The 23,572-nt window shown below is 61.4% G+C and carries 20 protein-coding genes; 12 read left to right on the top strand and 8 right to left on the bottom strand.

What is annotated here, in order from left to right; genetic code table 11:
• Positions 1-5 precede the first annotated feature (5 nt).
• Positions 6-3,101: an excinuclease ABC subunit UvrA gene (gene uvrA, locus PW792_11280; GenBank protein MDE1162510.1), complete on the bottom strand. Its 3,096-nt coding sequence runs from the start codon at positions 3,099-3,101 to the stop codon at positions 6-8.
• Positions 3,102-3,309: 208 nt separating this feature from the next.
• Here uvrA and PW792_11275 point away from each other — a divergent pair, with 208 nt between their 5' ends.
• On the top strand, positions 3,310-3,468 hold the full coding sequence (locus tag PW792_11275; protein ID MDE1162509.1) for a hypothetical protein: 159 nt from the start codon (positions 3,310-3,312) through the stop codon (positions 3,466-3,468).
• A 260-nt stretch (positions 3,469-3,728) separates the two neighbouring features.
• Here PW792_11275 and PW792_11270 read toward each other — a convergent pair whose 3' ends face one another.
• Positions 3,729-4,745 (bottom strand): hypothetical protein, encoded by a 1,017-nt coding sequence (locus PW792_11270; protein ID MDE1162508.1) that lies wholly within the window; start codon positions 4,743-4,745, stop codon positions 3,729-3,731.
• 119 nt (positions 4,746-4,864) lie between these two features.
• Between PW792_11270 and PW792_11265 the strand changes: the two genes are divergently transcribed.
• The 3 genes from PW792_11265 (at position 4,865) to PW792_11255 (ending at position 7,675) form a co-directional block, all read left to right on the top strand.
• Positions 4,865-5,887 carry a hypothetical protein gene (locus PW792_11265; protein MDE1162507.1) on the top strand — a complete coding sequence of 341 codons (1,023 nt, stop codon included), beginning with the start codon at positions 4,865-4,867 and terminating at the stop codon, positions 5,885-5,887.
• Between the two features lie 124 nt (positions 5,888-6,011).
• Positions 6,012-6,659, top strand: a complete 648-nt coding sequence (locus PW792_11260) for a nitroreductase family protein (protein ID MDE1162506.1) — start codon at positions 6,012-6,014, stop codon at positions 6,657-6,659.
• Between the two features lie 47 nt (positions 6,660-6,706).
• The gene (locus PW792_11255; GenBank protein MDE1162505.1) at positions 6,707-7,675 is read left to right on the top strand and encodes an alpha/beta hydrolase; all 969 of its coding nucleotides are present in this window, start codon (positions 6,707-6,709) and stop codon (positions 7,673-7,675) included.
• A gap of 81 nt (positions 7,676-7,756) precedes the next feature.
• Here the strand turns inward: PW792_11255 and PW792_11250 are convergent, their stop codons facing one another.
• On the bottom strand, positions 7,757-8,371 hold the full coding sequence (locus PW792_11250; GenBank protein ID MDE1162504.1) for a UbiX family flavin prenyltransferase: 615 nt from the start codon (positions 8,369-8,371) through the stop codon (positions 7,757-7,759).
• 160 nt (positions 8,372-8,531) lie between these two features.
• Between PW792_11250 and PW792_11245 the strand changes: the two genes are divergently transcribed.
• Positions 8,532-9,665 carry a hypothetical protein gene (locus PW792_11245; GenBank protein ID MDE1162503.1) on the top strand — a complete coding sequence of 378 codons (1,134 nt, stop codon included), beginning with the start codon at positions 8,532-8,534 and terminating at the stop codon, positions 9,663-9,665.
• 86 nt (positions 9,666-9,751) lie between these two features.
• On the opposite strand, the gene PW792_11240 is transcribed toward PW792_11245, so the two are convergent.
• Positions 9,752-11,821, bottom strand: coding sequence for a M13 family metallopeptidase (locus tag PW792_11240; protein MDE1162502.1), 2,070 nt, complete (start codon positions 11,819-11,821; stop codon positions 9,752-9,754).
• A 101-nt stretch (positions 11,822-11,922) separates the two neighbouring features.
• Here PW792_11240 and PW792_11235 point away from each other — a divergent pair, with 101 nt between their 5' ends.
• Positions 11,923-13,476, top strand: coding sequence for a hypothetical protein (locus PW792_11235; GenBank protein MDE1162501.1), 1,554 nt, complete (start codon positions 11,923-11,925; stop codon positions 13,474-13,476).
• A gap of 59 nt (positions 13,477-13,535) precedes the next feature.
• Here PW792_11235 and rpsT read toward each other — a convergent pair whose 3' ends face one another.
• Positions 13,536-13,808 carry a 30S ribosomal protein S20 gene (gene rpsT, locus PW792_11230; protein MDE1162500.1) on the bottom strand — a complete coding sequence of 91 codons (273 nt, stop codon included), beginning with the start codon at positions 13,806-13,808 and terminating at the stop codon, positions 13,536-13,538.
• 146 nt (positions 13,809-13,954) lie between these two features.
• Positions 13,955-14,323 carry a hypothetical protein gene (locus tag PW792_11225; GenBank protein ID MDE1162499.1) on the bottom strand — a complete coding sequence of 123 codons (369 nt, stop codon included), beginning with the start codon at positions 14,321-14,323 and terminating at the stop codon, positions 13,955-13,957.
• A 262-nt stretch (positions 14,324-14,585) separates the two neighbouring features.
• Between PW792_11225 and PW792_11220 the strand changes: the two genes are divergently transcribed.
• From PW792_11220 to PW792_11200, 5 genes are all read left to right on the top strand, one after another.
• Entirely contained in the window at positions 14,586-15,620 is a 1,035-nt protein-coding gene (locus tag PW792_11220; GenBank protein MDE1162498.1) for a PhoH family protein, read from the top strand.
• A 110-nt stretch (positions 15,621-15,730) separates the two neighbouring features.
• On the top strand, positions 15,731-16,342 hold the full coding sequence (gene ybeY / locus PW792_11215; GenBank protein MDE1162497.1) for an rRNA maturation RNase YbeY: 612 nt from the start codon (positions 15,731-15,733) through the stop codon (positions 16,340-16,342).
• Positions 16,339-17,706 carry a hemolysin family protein gene (locus tag PW792_11210; protein ID MDE1162496.1) on the top strand — a complete coding sequence of 456 codons (1,368 nt, stop codon included), beginning with the start codon at positions 16,339-16,341 and terminating at the stop codon, positions 17,704-17,706. Before ybeY ends, PW792_11210 begins: the two co-directional genes overlap by 4 nt.
• A gap of 146 nt (positions 17,707-17,852) precedes the next feature.
• On the top strand, positions 17,853-19,019 hold the full coding sequence (era, locus tag PW792_11205; protein ID MDE1162495.1) for a GTPase Era: 1,167 nt from the start codon (positions 17,853-17,855) through the stop codon (positions 19,017-19,019).
• Positions 19,020-19,111: 92 nt separating this feature from the next.
• A complete protein-coding gene (locus PW792_11200; protein ID MDE1162494.1) occupies positions 19,112-20,815 on the top strand; it encodes a M28 family peptidase in 1,704 nt (567 codons plus the stop codon).
• Between the two features lie 62 nt (positions 20,816-20,877).
• Here the strand turns inward: PW792_11200 and PW792_11195 are convergent, their stop codons facing one another.
• On the bottom strand, positions 20,878-21,849 hold the full coding sequence (locus PW792_11195; protein ID MDE1162493.1) for a zinc-binding alcohol dehydrogenase family protein: 972 nt from the start codon (positions 21,847-21,849) through the stop codon (positions 20,878-20,880).
• A gap of 94 nt (positions 21,850-21,943) precedes the next feature.
• Here PW792_11195 and PW792_11190 point away from each other — a divergent pair, with 94 nt between their 5' ends.
• Positions 21,944-22,582, top strand: a complete 639-nt coding sequence (locus PW792_11190) for a TetR/AcrR family transcriptional regulator C-terminal domain-containing protein (GenBank protein ID MDE1162492.1) — start codon at positions 21,944-21,946, stop codon at positions 22,580-22,582.
• Positions 22,583-22,585: 3 nt separating this feature from the next.
• Here PW792_11190 and PW792_11185 read toward each other — a convergent pair whose 3' ends face one another.
• A complete protein-coding gene (locus PW792_11185) occupies positions 22,586-23,569 on the bottom strand; it encodes a DUF1731 domain-containing protein (protein MDE1162491.1) in 984 nt (327 codons plus the stop codon).
• Positions 23,570-23,572: the final 3 nt, after the last annotated feature.

The following is a 23,572-nucleotide window of genomic DNA, read 5'->3' as shown; positions in this document are numbered from 1 at the left end:
TTTGGTTACTTCGCCGCCTGTTTTGATGTCTTCCTGGCGGCTTTTTTTGCTGGCTTGGAGCCTTCTTCGGGTTTCTTCTTCGAAGCCGTTGGTACGCCGGTCTTACGCTCGGGAGCGATGAACTTCGGCTTGGGTGGTTTCTTCACGTAATCCGGGAGTTCGACGGGTGGAAGCTGCTTGCTGAGTTCGAGTGTTCCGGCGTCTTCGTAGTAGCGGCGTAGGAACTTGCCGGTGTGCGAGGCCTCGACGTGGGCGACGAGTTCGGGCGCACCCTGGGCGACGATCATGCCGCCGCCTTCGCCACCTTCCGGCCCCATGTCGATCAGGTAGTCGGCGTTGCGGATCATGTCGAAGTTGTGCTCGATGATGATGACCGTGTTGCCGAGGTCGGCGAGGCGATGCAGGACTTCGAGCAGCTTGCGGACGTCGTCGAAGTGCAGGCCGGTGGTGGGTTCGTCGAGCAGGTAGAGGGTCTTGCCGGTCTGGCGCTTGGAGAGCTCGCGGGCCAGCTTCATGCGCTGGGCTTCGCCGCCGGAGAGCGTGGTGGCGGACTGGCCGAGGTGGATGTAGCCTAGGCCGACGTCGACGAGCGTCTGCAGTTTGTTGTGGATCGTCGGGATGTCCTTGAGGACGGTGACGGCCTCTTCTATGGGGAGGTCGAGGATGTCGGCGATGGAGTAGCCGTTGAACTTTACGGCGAGCGTTTCCTGGTTGTAGCGACGACCGTTGCAGACTTCGCACTGCACGTAGACGTCGGGCAGGAAGTTCATCTCGATGCGGCGCTGGCCTTCGCCGGTGCAGGCTTCGCAGCGTCCGCCCTGGACGTTGAAGCTGAAGCGGCCGGGCTTGTAGCCGCGCTCGCGCGAGTCGGGAAGCATGGCGAAGAGGTCGCGTATGGCGGTGAAGACGCCGGTGTACGTGGCGGGGTTGGAGCGCGGGGTGCGGCCGATCGGCGACTGGTCGATCTGGATGACCTTGTCGAGTTCGCCTGCGCCGTGGATGGCTTTGTGTGCGCCCGGTTCTTCGCGGCTGCCGTAGAGTTCCTTGGCGAGCGAGCGGTAGAGGATGTCGTTGACGAGCGTGGATTTGCCCGAGCCGGAGACGCCGGTGACGACCGTCATGACGCCGAGCGGGAAGTGTGCCGTGACGTTGCGCAGGTTGTGCGAGGTGGCGTTTTCAATCGAAAGCCAGCGGCCCGTGAGCGGGCGCGGCAGCTTGCCTTCGGTGGGGCGGGTGACGATGTCGATCTTTCCGCTGAGGTACTGGCCGGTGACGGAGTTCGGGTTCGCCATGACCTCGGCGGGGGTGCCTTCGGCCATGACGAAGCCGCCGTTTTTGCCGGCCCCGGGGCCGAGGTCGAGCAGGTAGTCGGCCTTGCGCATGGTGTCTTCGTCGTGTTCGACGACGAGGACGGTGTTGCCGATGTCGCGCAGGTTTTCGAGCGCGGAGATGAGGCGCTGGTTGTCGCGCTGGTGCAGGCCGATCGAAGGCTCATCGAGAACGTAGAGCACGCCGCGAAGCTTGGAGCCGATCTGGGTGGCGAGACGGATGCGCTGGCCTTCTCCGCCGCTGAGGGTTGCTGCGGAGCGCGAGAGCGAGAGGTAGCCGAGGCCGACGTCGTTGAGGAACTCGAGACGTTCGATGACCTCGCGCTGCAGGCGATCGGCGATGAGCTTTTCGCGACCGGTGAACTTCATGCTGCGTGCGCCGGTGAGGGCGCGTTCGAGCGAGAGGCCGGTGAAGTCGGCGATGGAAAAGTCTTTGGCTGCGTGCGAACTCTGGATCGGCTCCAGGTCGTGGTCTTCGCTATGCACGGGCGGGTGTGCGACGGCGGCAGCGAGCGGGATCGTTACGGCCAGCGACTCCGGGCGCAGGCGTGCGCCGTGGCAGCGTGGGCAGTCGTTCGCGCTCATGTACTGCATCATGTACTCGCGATAGCCGTCAGACTTGGTCTCTTCGAGCGAGTCGCGGAGGTAGGGGATGATGCCGTGGAAGCCTGTTCGCGCGGCGTCCGCGCGTGGCGGGCCGTAGAGGAAGATGTCCTGCTGCTCCTTCGGTAGTGCTTCAAAGGGCTGCTTGAGATTGATCTTGCTCTTTTCGGCGTGGAGCTTGATGAGCCGGAGCAGATACTGCGCTGTGCCACCGGGGCCCATGGCGCCGTCGAGCAGAGGCTTCGACCAGTCGGTAATGGTTTTTGCGGGGTCGAAGTCAAAGATGCTGCCGAGGCCGTTGCACTCCGGGCAGGCACCGTAGGTGGAGTTGAACGAGAAGGAGCGCGGCTCGAGCTTGGGCACGTTGATGCCGCAGTCGGGGCAGGCCATGGAGGTGCTGTAGAGCGTCTCGAGATACTCGCCGCCGCGCGATTGCAGGCCGACGAGGACGAGGCCCCCGGCGAGCGTCAGCGCGGTCGTGATGGCGGTCTGCAGGCGCTTGGTGTCGGGCGTAGTTTCGTCCGGCGCAAGCTTCAGGATGATGCGGTCGACGATGGCTTCGACGGTGTGGTTTTTGCGCTTTTCAAGGCGCATGCCTTCTTCGATCTCGGTGATTTCGCCGTCGATGCGGACGCGATAGCCCTTCTTGTCCAAGGCTTCGAGCTCGTCGCGGAACTCGCCCTTGCGGCCACGCACAATCGGCGCAAGCACCGTAATGCGTTCGCCGATAGCGTCGTCGCGTTCGGTAATCTGCGCGAGGATCTGCTCGGCAGACTGGCGCGAGATGGGGCGGTGGCAGTTGGGACAGTGCGGCTGGCCGACCGAGGCCCAGAGCAGGCGCAGGTAATCGTAGATCTCGGTGATGGTGCCGACGGTCGAGCGCGGGCTGCGCGAGGTGGTCTTCTGCTCGATGGAGATGGCGGGCGAAAGGCCTTCGATGCTGTCGACGTCGGGCCGCTCCATCTGGTCGAGAAACTGGCGGGCGTAGGCCGAGAGCGTCTCGACGTAGCGGCGCTGGCCCTCGGCGTAGATGGTGTCGAACGCCAGTGAGGACTTGCCCGAGCCGGAGAGGCCGGTGACCACGGTGAGCGTGTTGCGCGGGATGGAGACGGAGACGTCGCGCAGGTTGTGCTGACGAGCTCCGCGGACATTGATGTGCGTAATGCTCATAGATGTTTTTCCCGGTCGCGGGACCAGTCTTCTAGTTTATCGCGAGGCGGCAAAACGGCTTAGCCTGGACCGATTGCGAGGAGAGATTTTGCACCCGATGAAAACGCTATAGAAGGAACCGCTAAAGGTAATAGGCAAAGCTGTTGGATTGAGACAGACTAGAAAACGCTTCATGTTGTAGGTTTGCGGTATTTTTTGGAGGATTTCAGTGGAAACGGTGATGCTGGTGTGCGCGGTCTTCGCGTCCCTGACGCTGGGAGTTTTGGTGAGCTACGGAATCTGCCAGGTCTTGTTCCGGGTGTTTCGAGTGCATTCCATCGCAGTGGCAAAGCAGCGCATGGCGGAGACGTTCTCGGTCACGGCGTAGGGTTGTGGCGGTTTGATGGTGGCGGCTTGCGAGCGGTTTTGGCTCTGAGTGGTTAGTGGTTAGTGGTTAGTGGTTAGTGGTTAGTGGTTAGTGATTAGTGGTTAGTGATTTACAGAAAGAGGCCCTTGCCGATGGCAAGGGCCTCTTTCTGTGCGGGCTGGATTGCTTGCCATCGGCAAGGTTCAGTTAGGACTAACCACTAACGACTAACCACTTGGCACTCGCCTGCAAACCACTCGCCTGCAAACGCCTGACCCTGGCTACTGGGGCGTGGTGGTGGTCGTCGAGCCAGTGCTTTGTGCCTGCCTGGCCTTCTGTAAATCGAGAAGCTTCTTGTAGATCTGCTCGGGGGTGCTGACGCCGTTGGGTGCGGTGACGGTCGTGGTGGTGGTCGTGCCGTCCGGGGCGACGGTGGTGTTGGTTACCGTGGTTCCGGTCGGATTGGTGGTGCTGCCTGCGGGGGGCGCGTTGGGCGAATCGACGATGCCGGAGGAGGATGGGGTTGTCGACGGGGTTGGGAGCGAGTCGATTGGCACGGAGTTCGTCGTCGGCAGCGTGGAGGCCGTTGGCGAGGTGTTCGTGCTGGAGCCGTTGACGTTGTTGTACGGCTGGGTGGCCGAGGGGGGCGAGCTTATCGGCGATCCGTTGGGATCGGGGACGGCCGTTGTGCCATTCGAGGTCACGGGAGTGGGAACGGGCGTGGAGTTGCCGCTGGTGGTGTGCGAGGCATCGAAGCCTGTGGCTCCGGGCGCGGCGATGTTCACGGCGGGTTGTCCGGGCGGCGGAAGGATGAGGGCTTCGGCGCGGGCTTCGTCATCGTACTGAGGTGATGTAGGGCTGGGCGCGGTTGCGCTGCCGGTACGCGGGGTGAGGACGAGCGATTTGGGGCGGTTGGCGTCGTCTCCGAGGACGAGGACGTTTACGCCGGTGCCCCCGAGGAGCGTGGCGATGACTGTTCCGGGATCGCCGGGGCCGTAGTTGCCGAAGACGCGGTCGTCGGCGACGCCGCCGGTGATCGTCATGCCGGTTTCTTCGCTGATCTGACGCAGGATCACGTTGAGTGAAGAGTTGTTGGCCTTCACGTTGAGCATGCCGTCGGCAAAGGTCACATAAGCGTGTTTGCCGTGCATATTTGCTGTCGTGGGCGCGGTTGCGGCGATGGGGGAGGGGGCTGCCGTCGCGGAGGTCGGCGGGGTGGCGGGCAGCGTTTGCGCTCCGAGAGTTGAGGCGGAGGCGACGACGGCTGCGGCGGTCCAGGCGAACGTGAGCTTAGGCAATGGCATCTTGATAAGTGGGACGTGTGAAGCGGGCAGAAAGGTAGCTCGCAAACGTCCGTGAACTTCAGCATACCTGTGCGGACGTAGCGTCGGGTAGGATGACGGGGAAGGTGAGGATGATGGCAAGGACGAAGATCGCGTGCTGTGGCCTGTCGGCGTTGGCGGTTGTGCTGGGTAGTTTTGCGGCGGAAGCGCAGAGCTGCACGACGCAAAGCAAGATGCTGGGTGGGGCGCGGGATTCGCTGGCGCAGGTGGCGCTGAGCATTGCGTCGTCGGTAAAGACGGGCGATGCCGCTGCTGTGAGCGCGGCGTCGGTGTCGGAGTTGCAGGGCAACTCGGCGGCGGCGTACCTGGTGCGGACGACGGCTGACGCGATCAGCGGGGACTCGCTGCGGGTGACACAGCTTTATGAGCTGGATGCAAACGCCCGCACTCCCGGGGACAGCTCTTCGGCAGACTTTACGTGTGAGCTTGCTGGAGCTTCGTCGACGACTTCGTTCAGCATCTCTGGGCTTTCGCGCGGACTGTACGCGTTTGCGATGGTGGAAGCGGCGGGGGAGCGACCGTATGTGCTCTCCATGCTGCTGCGGCAGGATGCGGGCAAGTGGAAGCTGGCGGGGCTTTATCCGCACGCACGGATGGCGGCCGGGCATGATGGCCTCTGGTACTGGGCGGATGCTCGAGCCAGGGTGAAGGCCGCGAAGCCGAACGTGAGCTGGTTGGGGTGGCTGGAGTATGGGCTGGCCGATCGTCTGCTGCGACCGGCAAATTTTGTGACCTCGACGCATCTGGAAGGGCTGCGCGACGAGCGTTCTGCAGCCCTGCCGCCGGAGGTTCATGGCGGTGTTTCGACAGATTCGCCTTACATTCTTCGGGCAGCGGACAACACCTCCTATACGGTGACGGAGCTTTCTGCGAATGGCTCGGACGACGGTAAGGGGTTGGTGTTGACGCTGCGCTATCGTGCGGAGACGCTGCCGGACCCGATGGCGGGGCGAGCACGCAACGTTGCGGCGGTGAAGGCTTTGATGGCTGCCCATGCGGATTTGCGGACGGTGTTTGAGTCTGTGGCTGTATTTGCCGACCCTTCCGGGGACGGTGCTCCGCCGTTCGCGACGCAGGTGTTGAAGTCGGAGTGGTAAAGGACTTGCCCCACTGTCGGTGCACATCGCATACACTGTGGGCTTGAAGCCGCAACCGGCGGTCGCAGAAATTTCAAGCCGGTGCGAAGCACTTTGAAACGTTTTTGGAGCCAGAAGACCAATCATGGGAACGACACAAAAAACGTTGGCACAGGCGATTCGCGAACGACGCGCAACGCCGAGTTTTGACGGCGAACCTCTCCCGGCGTCGGATTTAAGGCAGATTCTGGATGCGGGGTTACACGCGCCCAGTGGGTACAATTTGCAGCCCTGGCGGTTCGTTGTGGTGCAGCAGCCGGAGAACCTGAAACGATTGCGCGGCGCGAGCTATAACCAGGCCAAGGTGGAAGAAGCTTCGGCCGTGATCGTGGCTTGTGGAGACCGGGACGGCTGGCGCAAGGACCTGGACGAGATGCTGCGGATGGGCCGGGAAGCCGGAATGCCGGAGAGCTATGCGGCGCAGGCGGCTGGATCGGTTCCGGAGTATTTGTCGAGCTTCAACGAGTCGCAGATGTGCGGTTGGTTGAACAAGCAGGTGATGATTGCGGTGACGTCGATGATGCTGATGGCGGAGACGCTGGGCTATGACACGGCACCGATGGAAGGCTTTGAGCAGGACAAGATCTGCGAGACGCTGCGGTTGCCGATGAGCTACTGGGTTGTTTCGCTGCTGGCGATAGGGCATTTGAGGGGGCCGGACAAGTTTGATGGTGGCCGTTTCGACATGTCTCATACAGTGTTTGGCGAAGAGTACGGCAAGCCGTTGAAGTAGGTGTGACGGCAGAGCAAGTTGGGCCTGAGCAAGGAACGGAGAGCTGGATGAGGATTTTAGGTCGCCTGGTGGCGTTGGTGGTGGTCGTAGCTGCTGTTCTGGGTCTGCTGGCCTGGCGTAAGCCGCTGTGGGCCGATATGCAGGCGACGCATTTTGGCTTGTTCCTGGCGCATGTGCGCAGCAACTATGTGATGACGCCGGAAGGCCGGGTGCATTACTACGAAGCAGAGCCGCGCGTGACCGGAGGCGGGATTCCGCTGGTGCTGGTGCACGGTCTGGCTGATCGTGGTGAGAGCTGGGCGCCGATGCTGAAGAGGCTGAAGAAGGCGGGCTTCCATGTGTACGCGCCGGACCTTCTCGGCTACGGGCGTTCACCGCGTCCGGCGGATGCGGATTATTCGATCGCTTCCGAAGAGAAATTTGTGCAGGACTTTATCGATTCGCTGGGCCTGCAGCACACGTCGCTCGGAGGCTGGTCGATGGGTGGCTTCATCGTGATGAAGCTGGCTGCGGAGCATCCGGAGAAGGTGGATCGGGTAGTGATCTTCGATGCTGCAGGGTTGGAGAGCGGGCAGCCGCGCTTCCCGGCAGGTTTGTTTGCACCGCATGACGCGGACGATGTGCAGAAGCTATTTTCGCTGATGGAGCCAAGCGCCAAGCCGCTGCCGCAGAATGTGGCGAAGGCTGTTGCCGCTGCCATGACGGACAACTCGGGCGTGATTGGCAAGCAGTATGCCGATATCTCTTCGGCGAAGGACGCGCTGGACACGAAGCTGGGCGGCTTCTCGAAGCCGTTGCTGATTCTGTGGGGAGCGGACGACAAGCTGACGCCGCTTGCGGTCGGCGAGAAGTTTCATGAACTGGTGCCGAACTCGGAACTGGATATTCTGGAAGGCTGTGGGCATCTGGCTCCGGCGCGCTGCTCGGCCCGCGAGGCTGCGGCGACGGCGGACTTTCTGAAGGCGAATCCTGTTCCTCAGCCGCAGGTGAGAACGCTGCGGGCGATGGGACGGTAGCGGAAGGCATTCGACGATTAGAGCGTAGATATCAGAGGGAAAGCGGCGCTTTTGGCGCCGCTTTTGCTTGCAGTGGCTGCTCTAGCCGTTCCAGATGTAGGCGTTGGGTTGGGGCAGGCCGATGTGGGCGAGGACTCGGTTGACGTAGTTCCAGGTCATCTCGTCGAGGGTCTGCGGGTGGTTGTAGAACGAGGGGACTACCGGGAAGACGGTAGCTCCAGCTTCGGTGACGGTGGCCATGTTGCGGATGTGAATGAGGTTGAATGGGGTTTCGCGGACACAGAGCACGAGGCGGCGGCGCTCCTTGAGGCAGACGTCGGCGGCGCGCTCGATGAGGTTGCCCGCGATGCCGTGAGCGATGCCCGCGAGGGTACCCATGGAGCAAGGCAGGACGATCATGGCGTCGAGCGGATAGGAGCCGGAGGCGATGGGAGCTCCGATGTCGTTATGGGCGTGGAAGATCGTTTTTGTTGCGGGCTGACCGAGTAGTTTTTCGGGCAGATCGGAGCGACCGGAGATGCCGGCTTCTTCGGCGAGAACACGAAGGGCGCTGTCGGAGGCAACGAGGTGAACGCGGCGAACGCGGGCGTCTGATTCGAGCGCGAAGAGCATTTTGCGTGCGAGTATCGAGCCGCTGGCTCCGGTAATGGCCAGCGTGATATCCAATTGTTCCGTACGGTGAATTTCCACTTCCATCGTTGTTGATTATCGCGTATAGCTGTCTATAAGCCAGCAAACTGTTAGCAACTTATACACTGGTCATGCGCTCTAATTTCGTATGCCCTCAGGGTCCCTACCACTTTCAATCCTGGTCGCGAAGGCCTGGGTTGAACACCAGCGCACTGCGCCGGAGGCCATGTTGAACCATCAAACGATCTCGCAGAAGTCTACGAGAGCGCTGAAGATGTTGTTTGTCTTGCTGGTTGTTTTGGCTGCGGGGAGAGCTCGGGCCTCGATCTCGGTGCTGTTGGAACAGCCGTATGGTAATTTGCGTTTCGTCATCCCCTCCGGACATTCCGCCATCTATTTTGACCACATCTGCGCGGATGGCCCGCTAAAGCTGCGCGCGTGCCGTCCCGGAGAGATGGGAGCGGTGATCTCTCGTTACGACGGCATCGAGGACTATGACTGGGTCGTCACTCCGGTGGTGGGCTATTTGTACTCTGTGGATTCGGTGGGGGAGATTCCTGATTGGGTTGATCGCGACATGGAGGCGGGTCTGCGTGATGCGTATCGACGGGAGCATCTGGAGTCGATTGCGCCGGACCTGCCCGATGGCAGTGCTCCGAAAGGCAACTGGTACGAGACGGTGGGGTCGGCTTACGATCGCACGATCTATGGCTTTCGGATGAACTCCAGCAAGGAGCAGGATGCGGAGATCATCGCGCTCTTCAACGATCGGCCGAACAAATCGCGCTACAACGGCGCGTTCACGAACTGCGCTGATTTTTCGCGGGTGATGATTAACCGGCTGTATCCGAAGGCCGTCCGCCGCAACTTTGTGTCGGACCTCGGGATGACCAGTCCGAAGGCGGTGGCGCGTGCCGTGGTGCATTACGCGAAGAAGCATCCGGAGATGGGGCTGACGACGTTTGTGGTTCCCCAGGTGCCGGGTTCGATTCCGCGCTCGGGAGAGGTGAAGGGGTTAGCGGAGAGTCTCGTCAAGGTCTATGGGATTCCGCTGACACTGCTTTCTCCGACGACGGCGATTATCACGGCGGCGGCATATGTTTTCGGTGGGCGATTCCACCTTCCGAAGAACTCACCGGTGCTTGTGCTCCGTGATGAGCCTGTAGCGCCAGCGCGGAGAATCGAAACAGAGCTGGCAGATTCCAAAGCTGTCCCCGTTGAGCTTTCCAAGCGGAAAGAGCTGACGCCGCCTGCAACTCCGACACCGATGCTGCTCGACGGGAATGTGCCCGCGTCCGAGATGGCTCCGGGGTCGCCTACGGTGAGCGTATTTCCCGACGATTTCCGGTTGAAGTACTAGTTCGGCGATGACGTTTCCCCAGCAAAAAAGCCTCCCCCGGTTTGAGACGGGGGAGGCTTCTTGATGCGGTATTTTCGGCGAGTAACTTACCAGACCCGGCAGTTCTGCGCCGGGGCCATAGGGGTTCCGGTTTTGCAGGCGAAGGCCTTGCGGAACTCCGGCTGGTTGACGACGACGCCGTTGGCGCGGAAGTGGTCGGGGGAGTGTGGATCGGTCTGGACCTGCTGGCGGATGGTTTCGGGACGAGTGTTCTCGCACCAGTTCTGGGCGAAGGCGATCCAGAAACGCTGCGGGCCGGTGAAGCCGTCGACCTTGTCGGAGGTGTTGAGTCCGGCTTTCTTCGCCTGGTCGAGGTAGGAGAGGAAGGAGATGACGGCGCCGCCGTTGTCTGCGGTGTTTTCGCCGAGCGTGAGCTTGCCGTTCACCTTGACGTCGTCGACGGCGGTGAACTGGCTGTACTCGTTGGCGAGGCAGCCGGTGCGGGCTTCGAACTTCTTTTTGTCGTCGGCGGTCCACCAGTCCTTCAAGTTGCCCAGACCGTCGAACTGCGCGCCCTGATCGTCGAAGCCGTGGGTGAGTTCGTGGCCGATGACGACGCCCATGTGGCCGTAGTTGGCGGCGAGGTCGTCGGAGCTGGCGTCGTAGAACGCTGGCTGCAGGATGCCTGCGGGGAAGTTGATGTTGTTCATGGAGGGGTCGTAGTAGGCGTTGACGGTCGGCGGCGTCATGCCCCACTCGTTCTTGTCGACGGGCTGGCCGATCTTGGCGAGCTCGCGGTCGTTTTCAAACGCGGCGGCGCGGCGCTGGTTGCCGAAGGCGTCGGTGGGCGAGATGTTGAGGTTGGAGTAATCGCGCCAGTGGTCAGGGTAGCCGATTTTGTTGGTGATCAGGGCGAGCTTGGCTTTGGCTTTGACCTTGGTTTCGGGGCTCATCCAGGTGAGCGTGTCGATGTCGTGGCCCATGCTGGCTTCGAGGGAATCGACCATGGTGAGGACCTTGGCCTTGGAGTCGCCGGCGAAGTAGCGATCGACGTAGGCCTGGCCGAGCGCTTCGCCAAGCTGGCCGTCGACGGTGTTGGAGCAGCGCTTCCAGCGGGCGCGCTGGGTGGGTTGTCCGCTGAGGATGGTGCCATAGAACTTGAAGTTTTCAGCGTCGAGGGTCTTCGGCAGGTTGCCTGCAAAGGTGGTGGCAACCTGGAAGCGCAGGTAGGCGCGCAGTGTCTCGAGGGGAGTGCTGCGGATGGTGGCGATGAGCGCAGGGAAGTACGCCGGATTGGCGTTGACGAGCGAGTCGAGGTGCGGGGAGTGGACTGCCTCAAAGAAGCTGCCGAAGGGGACACCGACGAGCTTGTTGAACTCGGCCATGGTCTCCGGGTGGTAGATCTTCATGGGATCGCGGCGGTCGGTGACGGTCATCTGCGCTTCGGCGAGTTTGGTTTCGAAGGCCACGACGTTGCGGGCTTCGAAGAGGGCCTTCTGGGGTGGGTCGCCGAGGAGGGTGAGCATGTTCATCACATGCTGGACGTACTGCTCGCGGAGCTTCTTGTCGGCGTCGCCGGTGCGGGTGTAATAGTCGCGTTCGGGGAGGCCGAGACCGCCCTGGTCGATGATGGCGACCTGCCTGGTGGCGTCCTTGAAGTCCTGGAACTCGCCGAAGGAGAAGAAGGCTTTGACGCCGAAGCGCTGGAGTTCGCCGGAGAGGTAGGGGAGGCCGGAGAGGCTGACGCGGTCGATTTCGTCGAGCAGCGGCTGGATGGGTTTGAGGCCGAGCTGCTCGATGCGCGCGGTGTCCATGCAGGCGGCGTAGTCGTCGCCGACCTTTTGCTGGGTGGGGGTGCGCGAGGGCGAGGGCTTGCTGAGGTCGGTGAGGATGCCGCTGAGACGCTCGGTGTTGATGTTGAAGAGGAGGTAGAACTGGTCGACGGCGGACTGATCGGCCGGGATGGGATAGCGCTTGGCGAAGTTGCCGCAGGAGAACTTATAGAAGTCGGTGCAGGGATCGACGGTCTTGTCCATGACGGAGGTGTCGAAGATGGGCGCGGGTGTGGTGTGCTCGACCGCAGGATTGGTGGCAGGTGCGGTTTGAGCGTGGATCGGGAGTGCGGCGGTCAGCGCCAGGGTGGCGGCAGGGAGAAGAGTTCGGAGCGTAAGACGCAATGCGGGAGGCCTCGTTCAGGGTGATGGGAGTGCGGGGTACATGTGCTCGTTTGAGCGTGTGCCCTCGTCTGTGCCAGAGTAAAGGAGACTCAGGGGTGGCGATGCGACGATTTTTACAATCGATGCTGGCGGTGACGTTTGCGGGAACGCAGTTGCTGGGCGCTGCCGCGTGGGCGAAACCGACGGCGAAGAAGAGCAACGGTCCGCAACCGGTAGCGCGGATCAGTCTGGCGGATGTGGGAGCGCCGGGGGTTTCAGCTCGATTTCTGGAGTTGGGCGCGTCGATCTTTACGTTGAATCTGCTGGATGCGCAGCACATGCTGGTGACGTATGCAGCGAAGTCGCTGGTGCGACGCACGGAAGGCTCGACGAAGGACAGCGACGATCGCAATATTGAGGCTGTGGTGGTGCAGCTTCCGAGCGGGCATGTTCTGGCGAAGACGGAGTGGATGCTGCACGACCATGCGCGCTACTTGTGGCCGGTGGGCGAGGGTCGGTTCGTGATTCGCATTGGCAACGAGTTGGCGTTGATCTCGCCGCTGGAGCGGCTGGGGACGACGGAGCCGTTTCTGCGCGTGGCGCTGCCGCGGCAGCCGGGTGTGGCGCTGGGCGCGGTGAGCTCGCCGGACGGAAAGATTATGGCGGTGATTCGACAGCTTCCTCCGGAGGAGCAGAAGGGGCCGGTGGTGACGCTGGGCAATGGTGCGGACAATCGTCCGAAGCCGGAGTACCTGGTGAACTATGTGCGCTTAGGGGAGAAGAGCACGATGAGTTCGTCGGCGACGGTGAAGGTGGCGATTCCGTTGTCGCTGCCGCTGGATTCGGATGGCTATCTGTGGGCAGAAGAGGGTAACCCGAACCACTGGGCGGTGAGCTTTAACGTCTTCGGGCAACCGAAGGAGATTGCGGCAGGGAAGCTGGAGTCGCCGTGCCCGCCGAAGCTGCGGCTGATGTCGAACTCGGAGTACCTGGCGATGACGTGCCAGGGGTTGAATCAGGGTATGCGGCTGATGTCGCTGGGCTTTGATGGGCATGAGACGTGGGAGGAAGACTTCCCTGCGATGAGCCAGGTGCCGTCGTTTGTGTCGGCGCCAGAGGCTGGGCGGTTTGCCATGAGCTTCGAGACGGATGTGCCGACGGGGCAGATGGCGACGAACTCGCTGCCCGGGCAGGCGAATGCCCAGACGGAGACGCATCGTCAGCAGGAGTTGCGTGTGTATGGGACGGAGAGTGGCGATCTGCTGCTGAAGCTGGCCGTGGCTCCGGTGTTTCATACGCCGGAGAACTTTGATCTTTCCGCTGACGGGCGGACGCTGGCGGTACTCGTCGGCGATGAGATTCAGGTGTATGACCTGCCTGCGCCTTCTGCCAGAGACGTTGCCGACCGGAAAGAGATAGCCGCGTTTGCGCCGCCGTCGGTGGGGGACGCGAAGGTGGACCTGTCTCGGTTGGCGGCTGCGCCGCAGGCGGTGACGGCGAGTGTGTCGACGCCGACTTCAACGACGACGGCAGCAGCGGTGGCTGTGCCTTCGGCAGCGGCGGTGGAGAAAGGGACGATGGGAGATGCTGTCGTGCCGGGGCTGAGGAAGAAGCCGAGTTTATTGAATCCGGGGGAAGAGCCGGAGTTCAAAGACAAGAACGCCCCGCCGAAGTAGGGTTTAGAAAAGCGAAAGGGTCGGCTGAGCCGACCCTTTGTGCTGAGATGGAGCTGAGCTTATGCCTTGACGACAGCAGCCTTGACGCGGGCGTTGAGACGGCCCTTGTAACGGCTTGCGGTGTTCTTGTGCAGGATGCCCTTCTGTACGCTCTTGTCGAGGATCGACACGGTCGTGCGGTACTGAGCGACGATGGTTTCCTTGTTGCCGCCAGCGATGGCTTCGCGGATAGCGCGGAGCGTGCCACGGAGCTTGGACTTGTTGGCGCGGTTGATAGCGGTCTTGGTTTCAGTCTGACGAGCGCGCTTGAGGGACGATACGTGATTTGCCATGGGTAGGGATTCCTACACTTTCTTTTGCCCGGTTGTCGGGGAAATGGGATGCAGACTGGTGGCCGATAACGGATTTCGCTCTTGCGAGCAAAATCAACGCAGTGCAAGCCGCTCCTCTGCAGGTTTGATTCTATCAGGGTTTCGCGTTATTGGCTGTCGGAGGAAGCGCGCGTGCCCAAAAGCCGGATACTGCCGGAGATGAGGAACCAGAGAAGGCTGAGAAGCAGGCCGAATAAGCAGGCGAAGAACGAAAATATGCCAATTCCGTCCACGACGGCGGATGCAGGGAAGAGTCTGGTGAGGATGCCGCCGGTTAGACCGCAAATGCCGGGGCCTCCGAAGCACAGCAGAACGACTGCTCCAATGGCAAGGAATACTCCGAAAGCTTTCGCCGCCGTTTTGGGGCCGAGGGAAATTGTCACTGTGGGAGAAAGTGTTGCATGGGCACGGGGATGCGGCAAGTTGTTTTCTTTGTCTGCCCGTTGTGGCTGGGTGGCGGTAAGCAGGTCACTCATTGCGTTCTGGAGGGCAGCTTCAGGGGCGGGAGAGGTGGGGATTGGAAGAGTTTCGGTTTCTGCCGGTATTTACACAGGTTTCTCTTGACGAGTGCGGTAGTGGGGGTTACGCTTTCGGCAACACCTTGGCAGCCTACGCCAACCCGGTGACCGCAGCTCAAAACGCGAAGCCCTTCGCGTGCCACGGGCTGGGTGCGGCCATCGAATTCCCCTCATGCACATCTAAACCTGAGCAGTCCTCTGACGGAGGTCAGATACGCCTTTGGTGAAAAAAGCGCTTTCCCTTACGCCCGGAATCGAGCCGCTTTACGGCACACGTGACGAGAACCTTCGCCTTCTGGAAGACGGTCTGCATGTACAGATCGATCTCCGCTCCGATTCGATTCAGGTGCTGGGCGATGCGGCCGATGTGGCCCGTGTCGAAGGCATCTTTACCGACTTTGAACATTTGCGAAAGCTCGGCGTTCACCCGCACAACGGGGAACTGCACGCGTTGTTGAAGATGGTTGTCAGCGATCCTTCGGCGTCGCTGCGCGCTCTGGTCGAAAGCGGAAAGCAGCGTTCGGCGGGTGTGAAGCGTATGGTGAGTCCGCGAACGGCGAATCAGAAGAAGTATGTCGAGGCCATTGAGGCCAATGACATGGTCTTCGGGCTGGGGCCTGCGGGTACGGGCAAAACCTATCTTGCGGTGGCGATGGCGGTAAGCGCGCTTCTGGCGAAGAAGGTTTCGCGCATCCTGCTGGTTCGACCGGCGGTGGAAGCGGGCGAACGTCTCGGGTTTCTGCCGGGATCGCTGCAGGAGAAGGTCGATCCGTACATGCGTCCTCTGTATGACGCTCTCTATGATCTGCTCGACCCGGTGAAGGTCGACAAGATGCTGGAGACGAACGTGATCGAGATTGCGCCGCTGGCGTTCATGCGCGGACGAACGCTGAACGATGCGTTCATCATTATGGACGAGGCGCAGAATACGACCAACGAACAGATGAAGATGTTCCTGACGCGTCTGGGCAATGGCTCGAAGACGGTGATTACGGGCGATCTTTCGCAGATCGATCTGCCGGTGCCGTCGAAGAGCGGTTTGCACGAGGCGCTGCATGTGCTCGATGGAGTGGAAGGTATTCGCTTCTGCCACTTTGAGGACGTCGACGTGGTTCGTCATCAACTGGTGCAGCGCATCGTGCGTGCGTACGACACCTACAAGCGTGCCGAGCAGCTTCCGCTGGGAATTGAAGCGGCGGGCCCGGCAGGCAATAAGGGAACGGGAGCGGCGAAAACCGCCTTTACCCGACAGTAATTTGAAGGTAAAAGGCGCGAAGGGAGTGGCGGTGAGCCACGTCCCTCGCGCCTTTTGCATTATTTGCGGTCGAAACGTCGTGGGGCGTTTGCGGTAGCATCGGAGAGACCATGATTACGCTCGAACCTCCACGAAGCGTCGCCGACGCTGGCGATGCGTGGCAAGCACTAGGGTTGTCGAAGGCCGGGATGTCGCGATTCGTGCGTACGGCGCGCGGGTATGTGGGGCTGCGGGGCGAGGTGGAAGTCCTGCTGGCCGATGACCGTGTTCTGCGACGGCTGAACCGTGAGTACCGCGGCAAGAACAAGGCAACGGATGTTCTGAGTTTTCCGGGCTATGACGAGATGGCCGAGGAACACGCCGGCGATCTGGCGGTTTCGCTGGAGACGGCGGAGCGGCAGGCGCGGGAGCATGGGCATGACCTGGCGACCGAGTTGCGTGTGTTGCTGCTGCACGGCATGTTGCATCTCGATGGCATGGACCATGAGGTCGATCACGGCGAGATGGCTGCGCGTGAAGCCGAGCTGCGGAAGAAGTTGCGGCTGCCGAATGGGCTGATTGCCCGGGTCGAGGGAGCGGTGAAGGCTGTGGCGACGAAAAAGAGCCCGGCTAAGGCAAAGTCTGCGACGAAGAAGGCTGTGACGAAGAAGAGTTCTGTCAGGAAAAACGCTACGAAGAAAACCGCTGTGAAGAAGAGTGCGCGGAAGCAGGTGCGGGCATGAGCTTGATGTTTGGTGCGGTGCTCGTGGTTCTTCTTCTGCTGCTGGCGCTGACGGCGTATATCGACCGGATCTACTTTGAGATGGGCAAGTTTCTCTCGCGCGAGTACACGGAGAATATCGACGCTTGGGAGCGCAGGGTGCAGCCGAAGCTGCGGCTGACGCCAGAGTCGGCGGCGTTGTCGGCTTCGGTGCTGCGGCAGGTGTTGTTGCTGGCGATTGCGTTTCTGCTGGCGATTCGGATGCGGCTGACGGAGGCTCACTCGCCGGGCGCGATTGTGACGGCGGTTTTTGAGCTGCTGCTGGTGCTGGTGATCTTCGATCGGTTGATCCCGCAGGTGTTTTTCACGCGCACGCGCGGGCTGTGGGTGGCGAAGATTCGGCTGCTGATCCAGGCGATCTTTTACCTGACGCTACCGGTGACTCTGACGCTGAGCCTGCTGCTTTCGATTGCGGCGCTGGCCGAAGAGGAAGAGGCAGAGGAAGAGCATCCTGGCGAGGCTGTGGATGCGCTGCTGGAAGCGGGCGAAGAAGAAGGCGTACTGGACGAAGAGGACCGTGCGCTGGTGCGGTCCGTGGTCGCGTTTGGCGACAAGGTGGTGCGCGAGGTGATGACGCCTCGGCCAGAGATTTTTGCGGTGTCGGGACGTATGTCGCTGGAGGAGTTTACGGCGCAGGTGAACGAGCACGGTTTCTCGCGTGTGCCGGTGTATGGCGAGTCGCTGGACCAGATTACGGGCATCGCGTTTGCGCGGGACCTGCTGCTGGTACAGGATGCGGACGCGAAGCGACGGACGGTGGCGAGTCTGCAGAAGTCGGCGGCGTTTATCCCGGAGACGAAGAAAGTGAATGAGTTGTTGCGCGAGATGCAGCAGCAGAAGCAGCACATGAATATCGTGATCGACGAGTACGGTGGTGTGGCCGGACTGGTGACGATTGAAGACCTGCTGGAGATGATCGTCGGTGAGATTGAGGACGAGAGCGATGCGGAAGAGGCTCCGGTAGAGGAAGCGAACGGGAGCTGGGATGTTTCGGGCAGCTACGAAGTGAGCCGGTTGCGGGATCTGTTCCTGGGGGAAGCTGCCTCTACGGAGGATTCGCGGGTGGAGTATGACGGCGAGCGCGACGAAGGCGAGAACGAAGGTTCTGCAGAGGACGAGCCGAGCGTGGACCAGATTCTGGGGCCGGTGCTGGCGGAGTACGAAGCAAGCTCGGTGGGCGGGCTGGTGAGCGAGATGGCCGGGCATATTCCGCTGCCGGGCGAAGTGGTGGAAGATGGTCCGCTGCGGTTGGAAGTGCTGGCGTCGACCGATCGCAGGATTGAACGGGTACGCGTGCGGTTGATGCGCGGCAGCGAACCGGAGTAGCAGGAGACCTTAGAGGGGCGAGACATTAGACAGTAGAGAGGGCCTGGGGCAGGTGGTCGTCTTTCGATCCATGGTCTGTCTCTCTACTGTCTATCCTCTCTCTACTGTCTATCCTCTACGCGTTATCAATGGGACAATAGAAAGCTATGGCTCTTCGCTCTGGTTTCGTTTCTATTGTCGGCCGCCCGAATGCGGGTAAGTCGACGCTTCTCAATGCATTGCTTGGACAGAAGCTTGCCATTGTGACCCACAAGCCGCAGACGACGCGGAACCGCATCCAGGGCGTGCTGGAACTGCCGCTGCGCAAGAAGACGAAGACGGACGCGGGCCGGTCGATGGCGCAGGTGGTGCTGGTGGACACGCCGGGTGTGCATAAGCCGGATTCGCAGCTCGACAAGCGCATGATGCAGGAAGTTCACGACGCGTTGGAGTCGCGCGATGCGGTGCTGTTCATCGTGGACGTGACACATCGCCTGTATGACGAAGACGTGCTGGAAGACAAGCCGGTGAAGACGATCGGTCAGCATCGCCGCAAGATGTCGAAGGCTGAGGACGACTTTGCGCTGCAGTTGGTGAAGAAGCTCGACTGCCCGGTGATCCTGGTGCTGAACAAGATTGATGCTCTGCCGAAGTCGACATTGCTGCCTTTGATCGCGCACTGGACCTCGCAGCATACGTTTGCGGATGTGATCCCGATTTCGGCGCGGAAGAAGCAGGGGCTGGAACTGCTGCTGGACAAGGTAGTGGAGAAGCTGCCGGAAGGCCAACGCTACTTCCCCAAGGACCAGTTGACGGACCAACCGGAGCGTTTTCTGGTGGCGGAGTTGATCCGCGAGAAGATACTGATGCTGACGGGTGAGGAAGTTCCTTACGCGACGGCGGTGGTGATTGAGAAGTTCGAAGAGCCTGCGTCGATGCGCAAGGGCAAGGACGGCAAGCTGCCGGTGACGAAGATTTCAGCGGCGATCTTCTGCGAGCGTACGGGGCAGAAGGCGATTCTGATCGGCAAGCAGGGAACGATGCTGAAGCAGATTGGCACGGCTGCTCGCAAGGACGTCGAATCGCTGCTGGGCACGCGCGTGTTCCTTGAGTTGTTCGTGAAGGTGGAAGACGAGTGGCGCACGAAGCGGAGCTTTATCGAAGACCTGGATTGGCGTCGCCAGCTTGAGCAGTTGGCGCAGAAGCAGGGTTCGGAGCGTGCGCTGGCTGATACGGACGATGCGCTGGATGACTTTATGCCGGTGGATGAAGATGAGCTTGACCCGGAGTTGGAGGCAGACGAAGAGGATGCCGAGGACGAGGGCGACGAGTAGTTTCTGCTGTTTTTGCTGAGGGTGGTGTGCTGCTCGGTGACGGCGCGGACCGGGTGACTGGCAAACGTTTGCGCCGAAAAGGGACGGTCTTCGTGAAGCAAGCTCGATGGTTGACTTTGGGGTTGGCGGCGTCGCTGGTGATGCCGATTGCGGGTGCGCAGTCGGCGGTTTCGGCCACGGAAAAGACAGGCTTCGACTCGATTACAGTGGATGAGTTGAAGACGGACCTGACGTATATCGCTTCGGATGCGCTGGAAGGGCGCATGTCTCTGCAGCCCGGTGATGAGAAGGCGATTCACTGGATTGAAGAGGAGTTTCGCAAGGCTGGTCTGCAGCCTGCAGCGAAGGATGCGGATGGGAAGCCGAGCTACCTGCAGCCGTTCACGCTGGTGGAGTTTCGTCCCGACCGGGCAAACACTTCGGTGACGCTGAAGCGCGATGGCACGTCGGTTGTCTGGGAAGCCCCGAAGGCTTATGTGGGTTACAAGCATGCGGTCGATGTGACTGCGCCGGTGGTCTTTGCAGGCTTTGGAATTACGGCGCCGGAGTTTGGCTACGACGACTACAAAAACATTGATGCGAAGGGCAAGATCGTTTTGCTCTTCGATCATGAGCCGCAGGAAGACGATCCCAAGTCGCGCTTCAACGGCACGGGCAATACTCGGTACGCGACGACGCGGGTGAAGGTGCTGAACGCGCAGCGGCATGGAGCGGTGGCGGTGCTCATTGTGCCGGAGCCGAATCGCAAGCATCTGACGAATGCGGAGCGTGCGGCGAAGATCGGTGGATCGATCACGCGGTCGAAGCCGCTACCGTATCAGTCGATCGCTGAAGATGAGGTGACCATTCCTTCGGGGCTGGTGAATGATGCAGTCGCGAAGGAGCTGTTTGCCAAGGCTGGCGTTACGCCGAGTGAAGCGCAGACGGCGATCGATCGCGACCTGACGCCGCAGTCGCGTGTGTTGCCGGACACGGTGCTGACGCTGCACTCGCGCAATCTCTATGAGCATGAAGGCGTGACGTACAACGTGGTGGCGCTGCTGCCGGGAAGTGATCCGAAGCTGGCGGCGGAGACGATTCTGATCTCTGCTCATCATGACCATGACGGTATGACGGAGTGTGCTGATCCGGCGCATCCTCCGGTAGAGGTGCCTGCTGATCCGCACCCCTGCCCGCAGATCTGGCATGGAGCGGATGACAACGGCTCCGGCACGGTGGGCGTGGTGGCGTTGGCGCGGGCGTTTGCGGAGAACCCCGCGAAGCCGAAGCGTTCGATCCTGTTCTCCGTGTTTGCGAGCGAAGAGCGTGGGCTGCTGGGAGCGTACTGGATGGCGGCGCATCCACTACGGCCACTGGCGACGACGAAGGCGCAGATCAACTTCGACATGATCGGACGTGATGAAGCGGCGAGCCCGCAGACGGACGGGTTGATCCAGATTCCGAAGGACACGACGAACCGGTTGAACCTGATCGGGGCGTATTACTCGCCGGAGTATGCGCGTGAGGTGAAGGACGAGAATAAGGCTGTGGGGCTGGTGCTGGATGATCGGTTCGACCATGAGACGGCGCTGAACGTGCTCTTCCGCTCCGACCAATTCCCGTTCCTTCTGCACGATATTCCGGCGTTCTGGTGGTTCACGGGCTTCCACCCGGATTATCACCACACGACGGACACCGTGGAAAAGATCGACTTCGTGAAGATGAGGAAGATTCTGGAGCTGGCGTATCTTTCGGGCTGGCGCTTTGCTTCGGAGGCGAAGACGCCGGTGTTCACGCCGACGATACCGATGAAGTAAGAAGCAGAGGAGCAACGGCCTCGCAGAGTTTCTGCGAGGCCGTTTTGTGTTTGGACGAGTGCTTAGGATTGGGTTGTAAAGACGATGCGTTCGCGTGAGTCCTGCAGCCAGGTTGTGGAGACGTTTGTGAGCGGGACGGTTTTTGTGCTGACCTGCAGGCCTGCAGCTTTGTAGATGCGGAAGATATTGCTGACGGAGTCGAGGAGGCGGTCCAGGGGAACGCTCTTGAGGCCGCTACCCATCAGGACAAGTGGGGAAGAGCGCAGGGCGGCTGAGGGGAGCTGGATGTTGCCGCCGCTCATAGAGCCGACCTGCACGAAGCGAACGGGGGATGTGCTCTCGGCGGCTTTTGCGATAGTGGTGAGGATGGTCTGCGCGCTTGCTCCCCAGAGGTAGTCGATGACGACGTCGATGCCTTCGGCGACGTGGGGCTTGAGAGCGTCTTCGAAGGCTTGGCTGCCTTCGTTGCTGGCGTCGATGCTGAAGGGAACGACGATGTCTGCGCCCAGGGCACGAAGCTCTTCGAGCGCGGCGGCGTTGCGTCCGGAGACGAGGATGCGGCCTGCGCCGAGGTGTCGCGCGACCTGCACGCAGAGCTTACCGGCTGCGCCGGTGGCACCGTTGATGAGCACCGTTTCGCCGGGCTGAAAGTTGGCGCGGAGGACGAGAGCGGTCCGGACGGACATGCCGGGGTTAGCGATGGCTGCGGCCTCGATGGTGTCGATCTCTTCGGGGAGTTCGATGATGCGGCTTGCGGGGACAGCGGTGCGCTCGGCCATGGCCCCGTTGGGCGCGTCAGGCAGGGCGAAGTAGACGCGGCGGCCATCGTCGGTGAGGCCGACACCGTCTACCCCGGCGATGGTGCCGAGGACGTTGTCGGCGCTGTAGTGGGTGCCTGCTGCGCGCCCCTTGGCGAGTTGGCTGAGAGCAGAGGCCTGGACGCGGAGGAGGAGCTCGCCTGCTTTTGGCGATGGCTCGGGCGCGTCGGCGTAGACGGGGGGCTGGCCTGCGGTGGTGATAACGGCTGCTTTCATGGAGATCTCCTCAAGCGTTCGAGAAAATCGAACGTTGTTAGATAAATCTAACACTGGTAGAATTAGTCTGCAAGCGAATGTGTCGAGGTGGCGTTTGAAAGTTCATCGCGAGATGGTGGTTCGAGCCGGGGTGGAGTTGCTGCAGGAGGTGGGGCTGGAGCAGTTGACGCTGCGTCGGCTGGCAGCCCATCTGGGCATTCAGGCGCCGACGTTGTACTGGCACTTCAAGAGTAAGCAAGACCTGATCGACGCGATGGCGACGATGATTCTTGGCGAGGGTGCGGAGCGGCTTGTGCCGAAGAAGCGAAGCGGCGATTGGCGGGTGTGGATGAACGCCTACGGCAATGGTCTGCGGGAGTTGTTGCTGGAGTATCGTGACGGCGCGCGCGTGGTGGAAGGCTCGCGGCTGCAGGATACGGTCTACATGGAGGCGACAGAGCGCGTTGCGGCTGTGCTGATGGAGGCGGGGTTTACTTTGCGCGAGGCGGTCGTGGTTTTCAGCGCGGTTTATACGTTCACGATTGGCTTTGTGACCGAGGAGCAGGCCGTGTATCCGAAGCCAGGAGAGCGGTCTGCTGCCTACGATCTGGAGAAACGCAAGGAGTGGCTCGATCCGAAACGCCTGCCGCTGATGCGGCAGGCTGGAGGCGTCTTGCTGGACCGTTTCGATTTGCGTTTCAAGGACAGCCTGCGGATGATTCTGCGCGGAGCCGAGGTCGAGCGGGAGCCTTAGTTCCTATGCCGGACGGCTGCGACGAACGAGGTTGGTGACCGCGCTGGACCAGGTGGGGAAGGCGAACTCGTAGCCTTCGTTGAGCAGCAGGGTGGGGACGGCCCGGCGGCTTTTGAGGACGAGCTCGCTTTCGGTCCGCATCAGGAAGGTACCGATTTCGAGCATCCACTTTGTGGCGGGAAAGCCGATGGGCATGCCCCATCCCTTGCGGAGAATCTGCATGAACTCGCGGTTGGGGAGCGGGTTCGGCGCGGTCATGTTGACGACGCCGTTGGAGGGGGCGGCGATTTCGGGATGCTGGAGGAGAACGTCGACGATGCGGCAGAAGTCGATGTCGTGGATCCACGAGACGTACTGCTTGCCGGAGCCTTGCGAGCCGCCGAGACCGATGCGGGCGAGATGGGAGAGCACGGAGAAGACTCCGCCGGCGTCTGGGCTCATGACCATGGAGGAGCGTAGGCGGATCTTGCGCGTCTGCGGTGTGGGGATGGCGGCGAGGGCCTGCTCCCATTGGTTTGCGACGTCGATGGAGAAGCTCCAGGTCTCGGGCTGGTTGGCTGGTTCGCGAGTGCCGCGTTCGGTGGGAAGGTCACCGAGTTCGCCGGTGAACTCGTCCTGCGGACGGTCGAGCGCGTTGCGATAGAAGGTGCTGGTGCTGGCGTTCATCCAGATGCGCGGAGGCGTGGGGGACGCGGCGATGAGCTGACCGAGCAGCAGGGTGGGCTTGACGCGGGAGTCAATGATTTCGCGGCGATTGGCGGCGTTATAACGGCAGTTGACCGAGCGGCCGGAGAGGTTGATGACCACTTCGCTGCGGTGGAGTTCTTCAACCCACGGGCCGGGGTTCTGGCCATCCCATGCGAGCGTCTGCCAGGGTTGAGGTGTTGGCTTGCGCGAGAGCACGGTGACGGTGTGGCCGGTATGTGTGAGGTGGCGAGCGAGGATGGTGCCGACCTGGCCAGAGCCGCCAGGGATGAGGATGCGCATGAG

The sequence above is a fragment of the Acidobacteriaceae bacterium genome, from assembly GCA_028283655.1.
GTDB lineage: Bacteria > Acidobacteriota > Terriglobia > Terriglobales > Acidobacteriaceae > Granulicella.
The sequence above is the reverse complement of the archived record's forward strand: the minus strand, read 5'-3'. Positions and strand labels throughout refer to the sequence as shown.

Excerpts from the sequence above, each read along its gene's own strand:
- uvrA (MDE1162510.1), bottom strand. The coding sequence starts at position 3,101 with ATGAGCATTACGCACATCAATGTCCGCGGAGCTCGTCAGCACAACCTG.
- PW792_11265 (MDE1162507.1), top strand. The coding sequence starts at position 4,865 with ATGGCAAGGACGAAGATCGCGTGCTGTGGCCTGTCGGCGTTGGCGGTT.
- PW792_11260 (MDE1162506.1), top strand. The coding sequence starts at position 6,012 with ATGGGAACGACACAAAAAACGTTGGCACAGGCGATTCGCGAACGACGC.
- PW792_11255 (MDE1162505.1), top strand. The coding sequence starts at position 6,707 with ATGAGGATTTTAGGTCGCCTGGTGGCGTTGGTGGTGGTCGTAGCTGCT.
- PW792_11250 (MDE1162504.1), bottom strand. The coding sequence starts at position 8,371 with ATGGAAGTGGAAATTCACCGTACGGAACAATTGGATATCACGCTGGCC.
- PW792_11245 (MDE1162503.1), top strand. The coding sequence starts at position 8,532 with ATGTTGAACCATCAAACGATCTCGCAGAAGTCTACGAGAGCGCTGAAG.
- PW792_11235 (MDE1162501.1), top strand. The coding sequence starts at position 11,923 with ATGCGACGATTTTTACAATCGATGCTGGCGGTGACGTTTGCGGGAACG.
- rpsT (MDE1162500.1), bottom strand. The coding sequence starts at position 13,808 with ATGGCAAATCACGTATCGTCCCTCAAGCGCGCTCGTCAGACTGAAACC.
- PW792_11225 (MDE1162499.1), bottom strand. The coding sequence starts at position 14,323 with ATGAGTGACCTGCTTACCGCCACCCAGCCACAACGGGCAGACAAAGAA.
- ybeY (MDE1162497.1), top strand. The coding sequence starts at position 15,731 with ATGATTACGCTCGAACCTCCACGAAGCGTCGCCGACGCTGGCGATGCG.
- PW792_11210 (MDE1162496.1), top strand. The coding sequence starts at position 16,339 with ATGAGCTTGATGTTTGGTGCGGTGCTCGTGGTTCTTCTTCTGCTGCTG.
- era (MDE1162495.1), top strand. The coding sequence starts at position 17,853 with ATGGCTCTTCGCTCTGGTTTCGTTTCTATTGTCGGCCGCCCGAATGCG.
- PW792_11195 (MDE1162493.1), bottom strand. The coding sequence starts at position 21,849 with ATGAAAGCAGCCGTTATCACCACCGCAGGCCAGCCCCCCGTCTACGCC.
- PW792_11185 (MDE1162491.1), bottom strand. The coding sequence starts at position 23,569 with ATGCGCATCCTCATCCCTGGCGGCTCTGGCCAGGTCGGCACCATCCTC.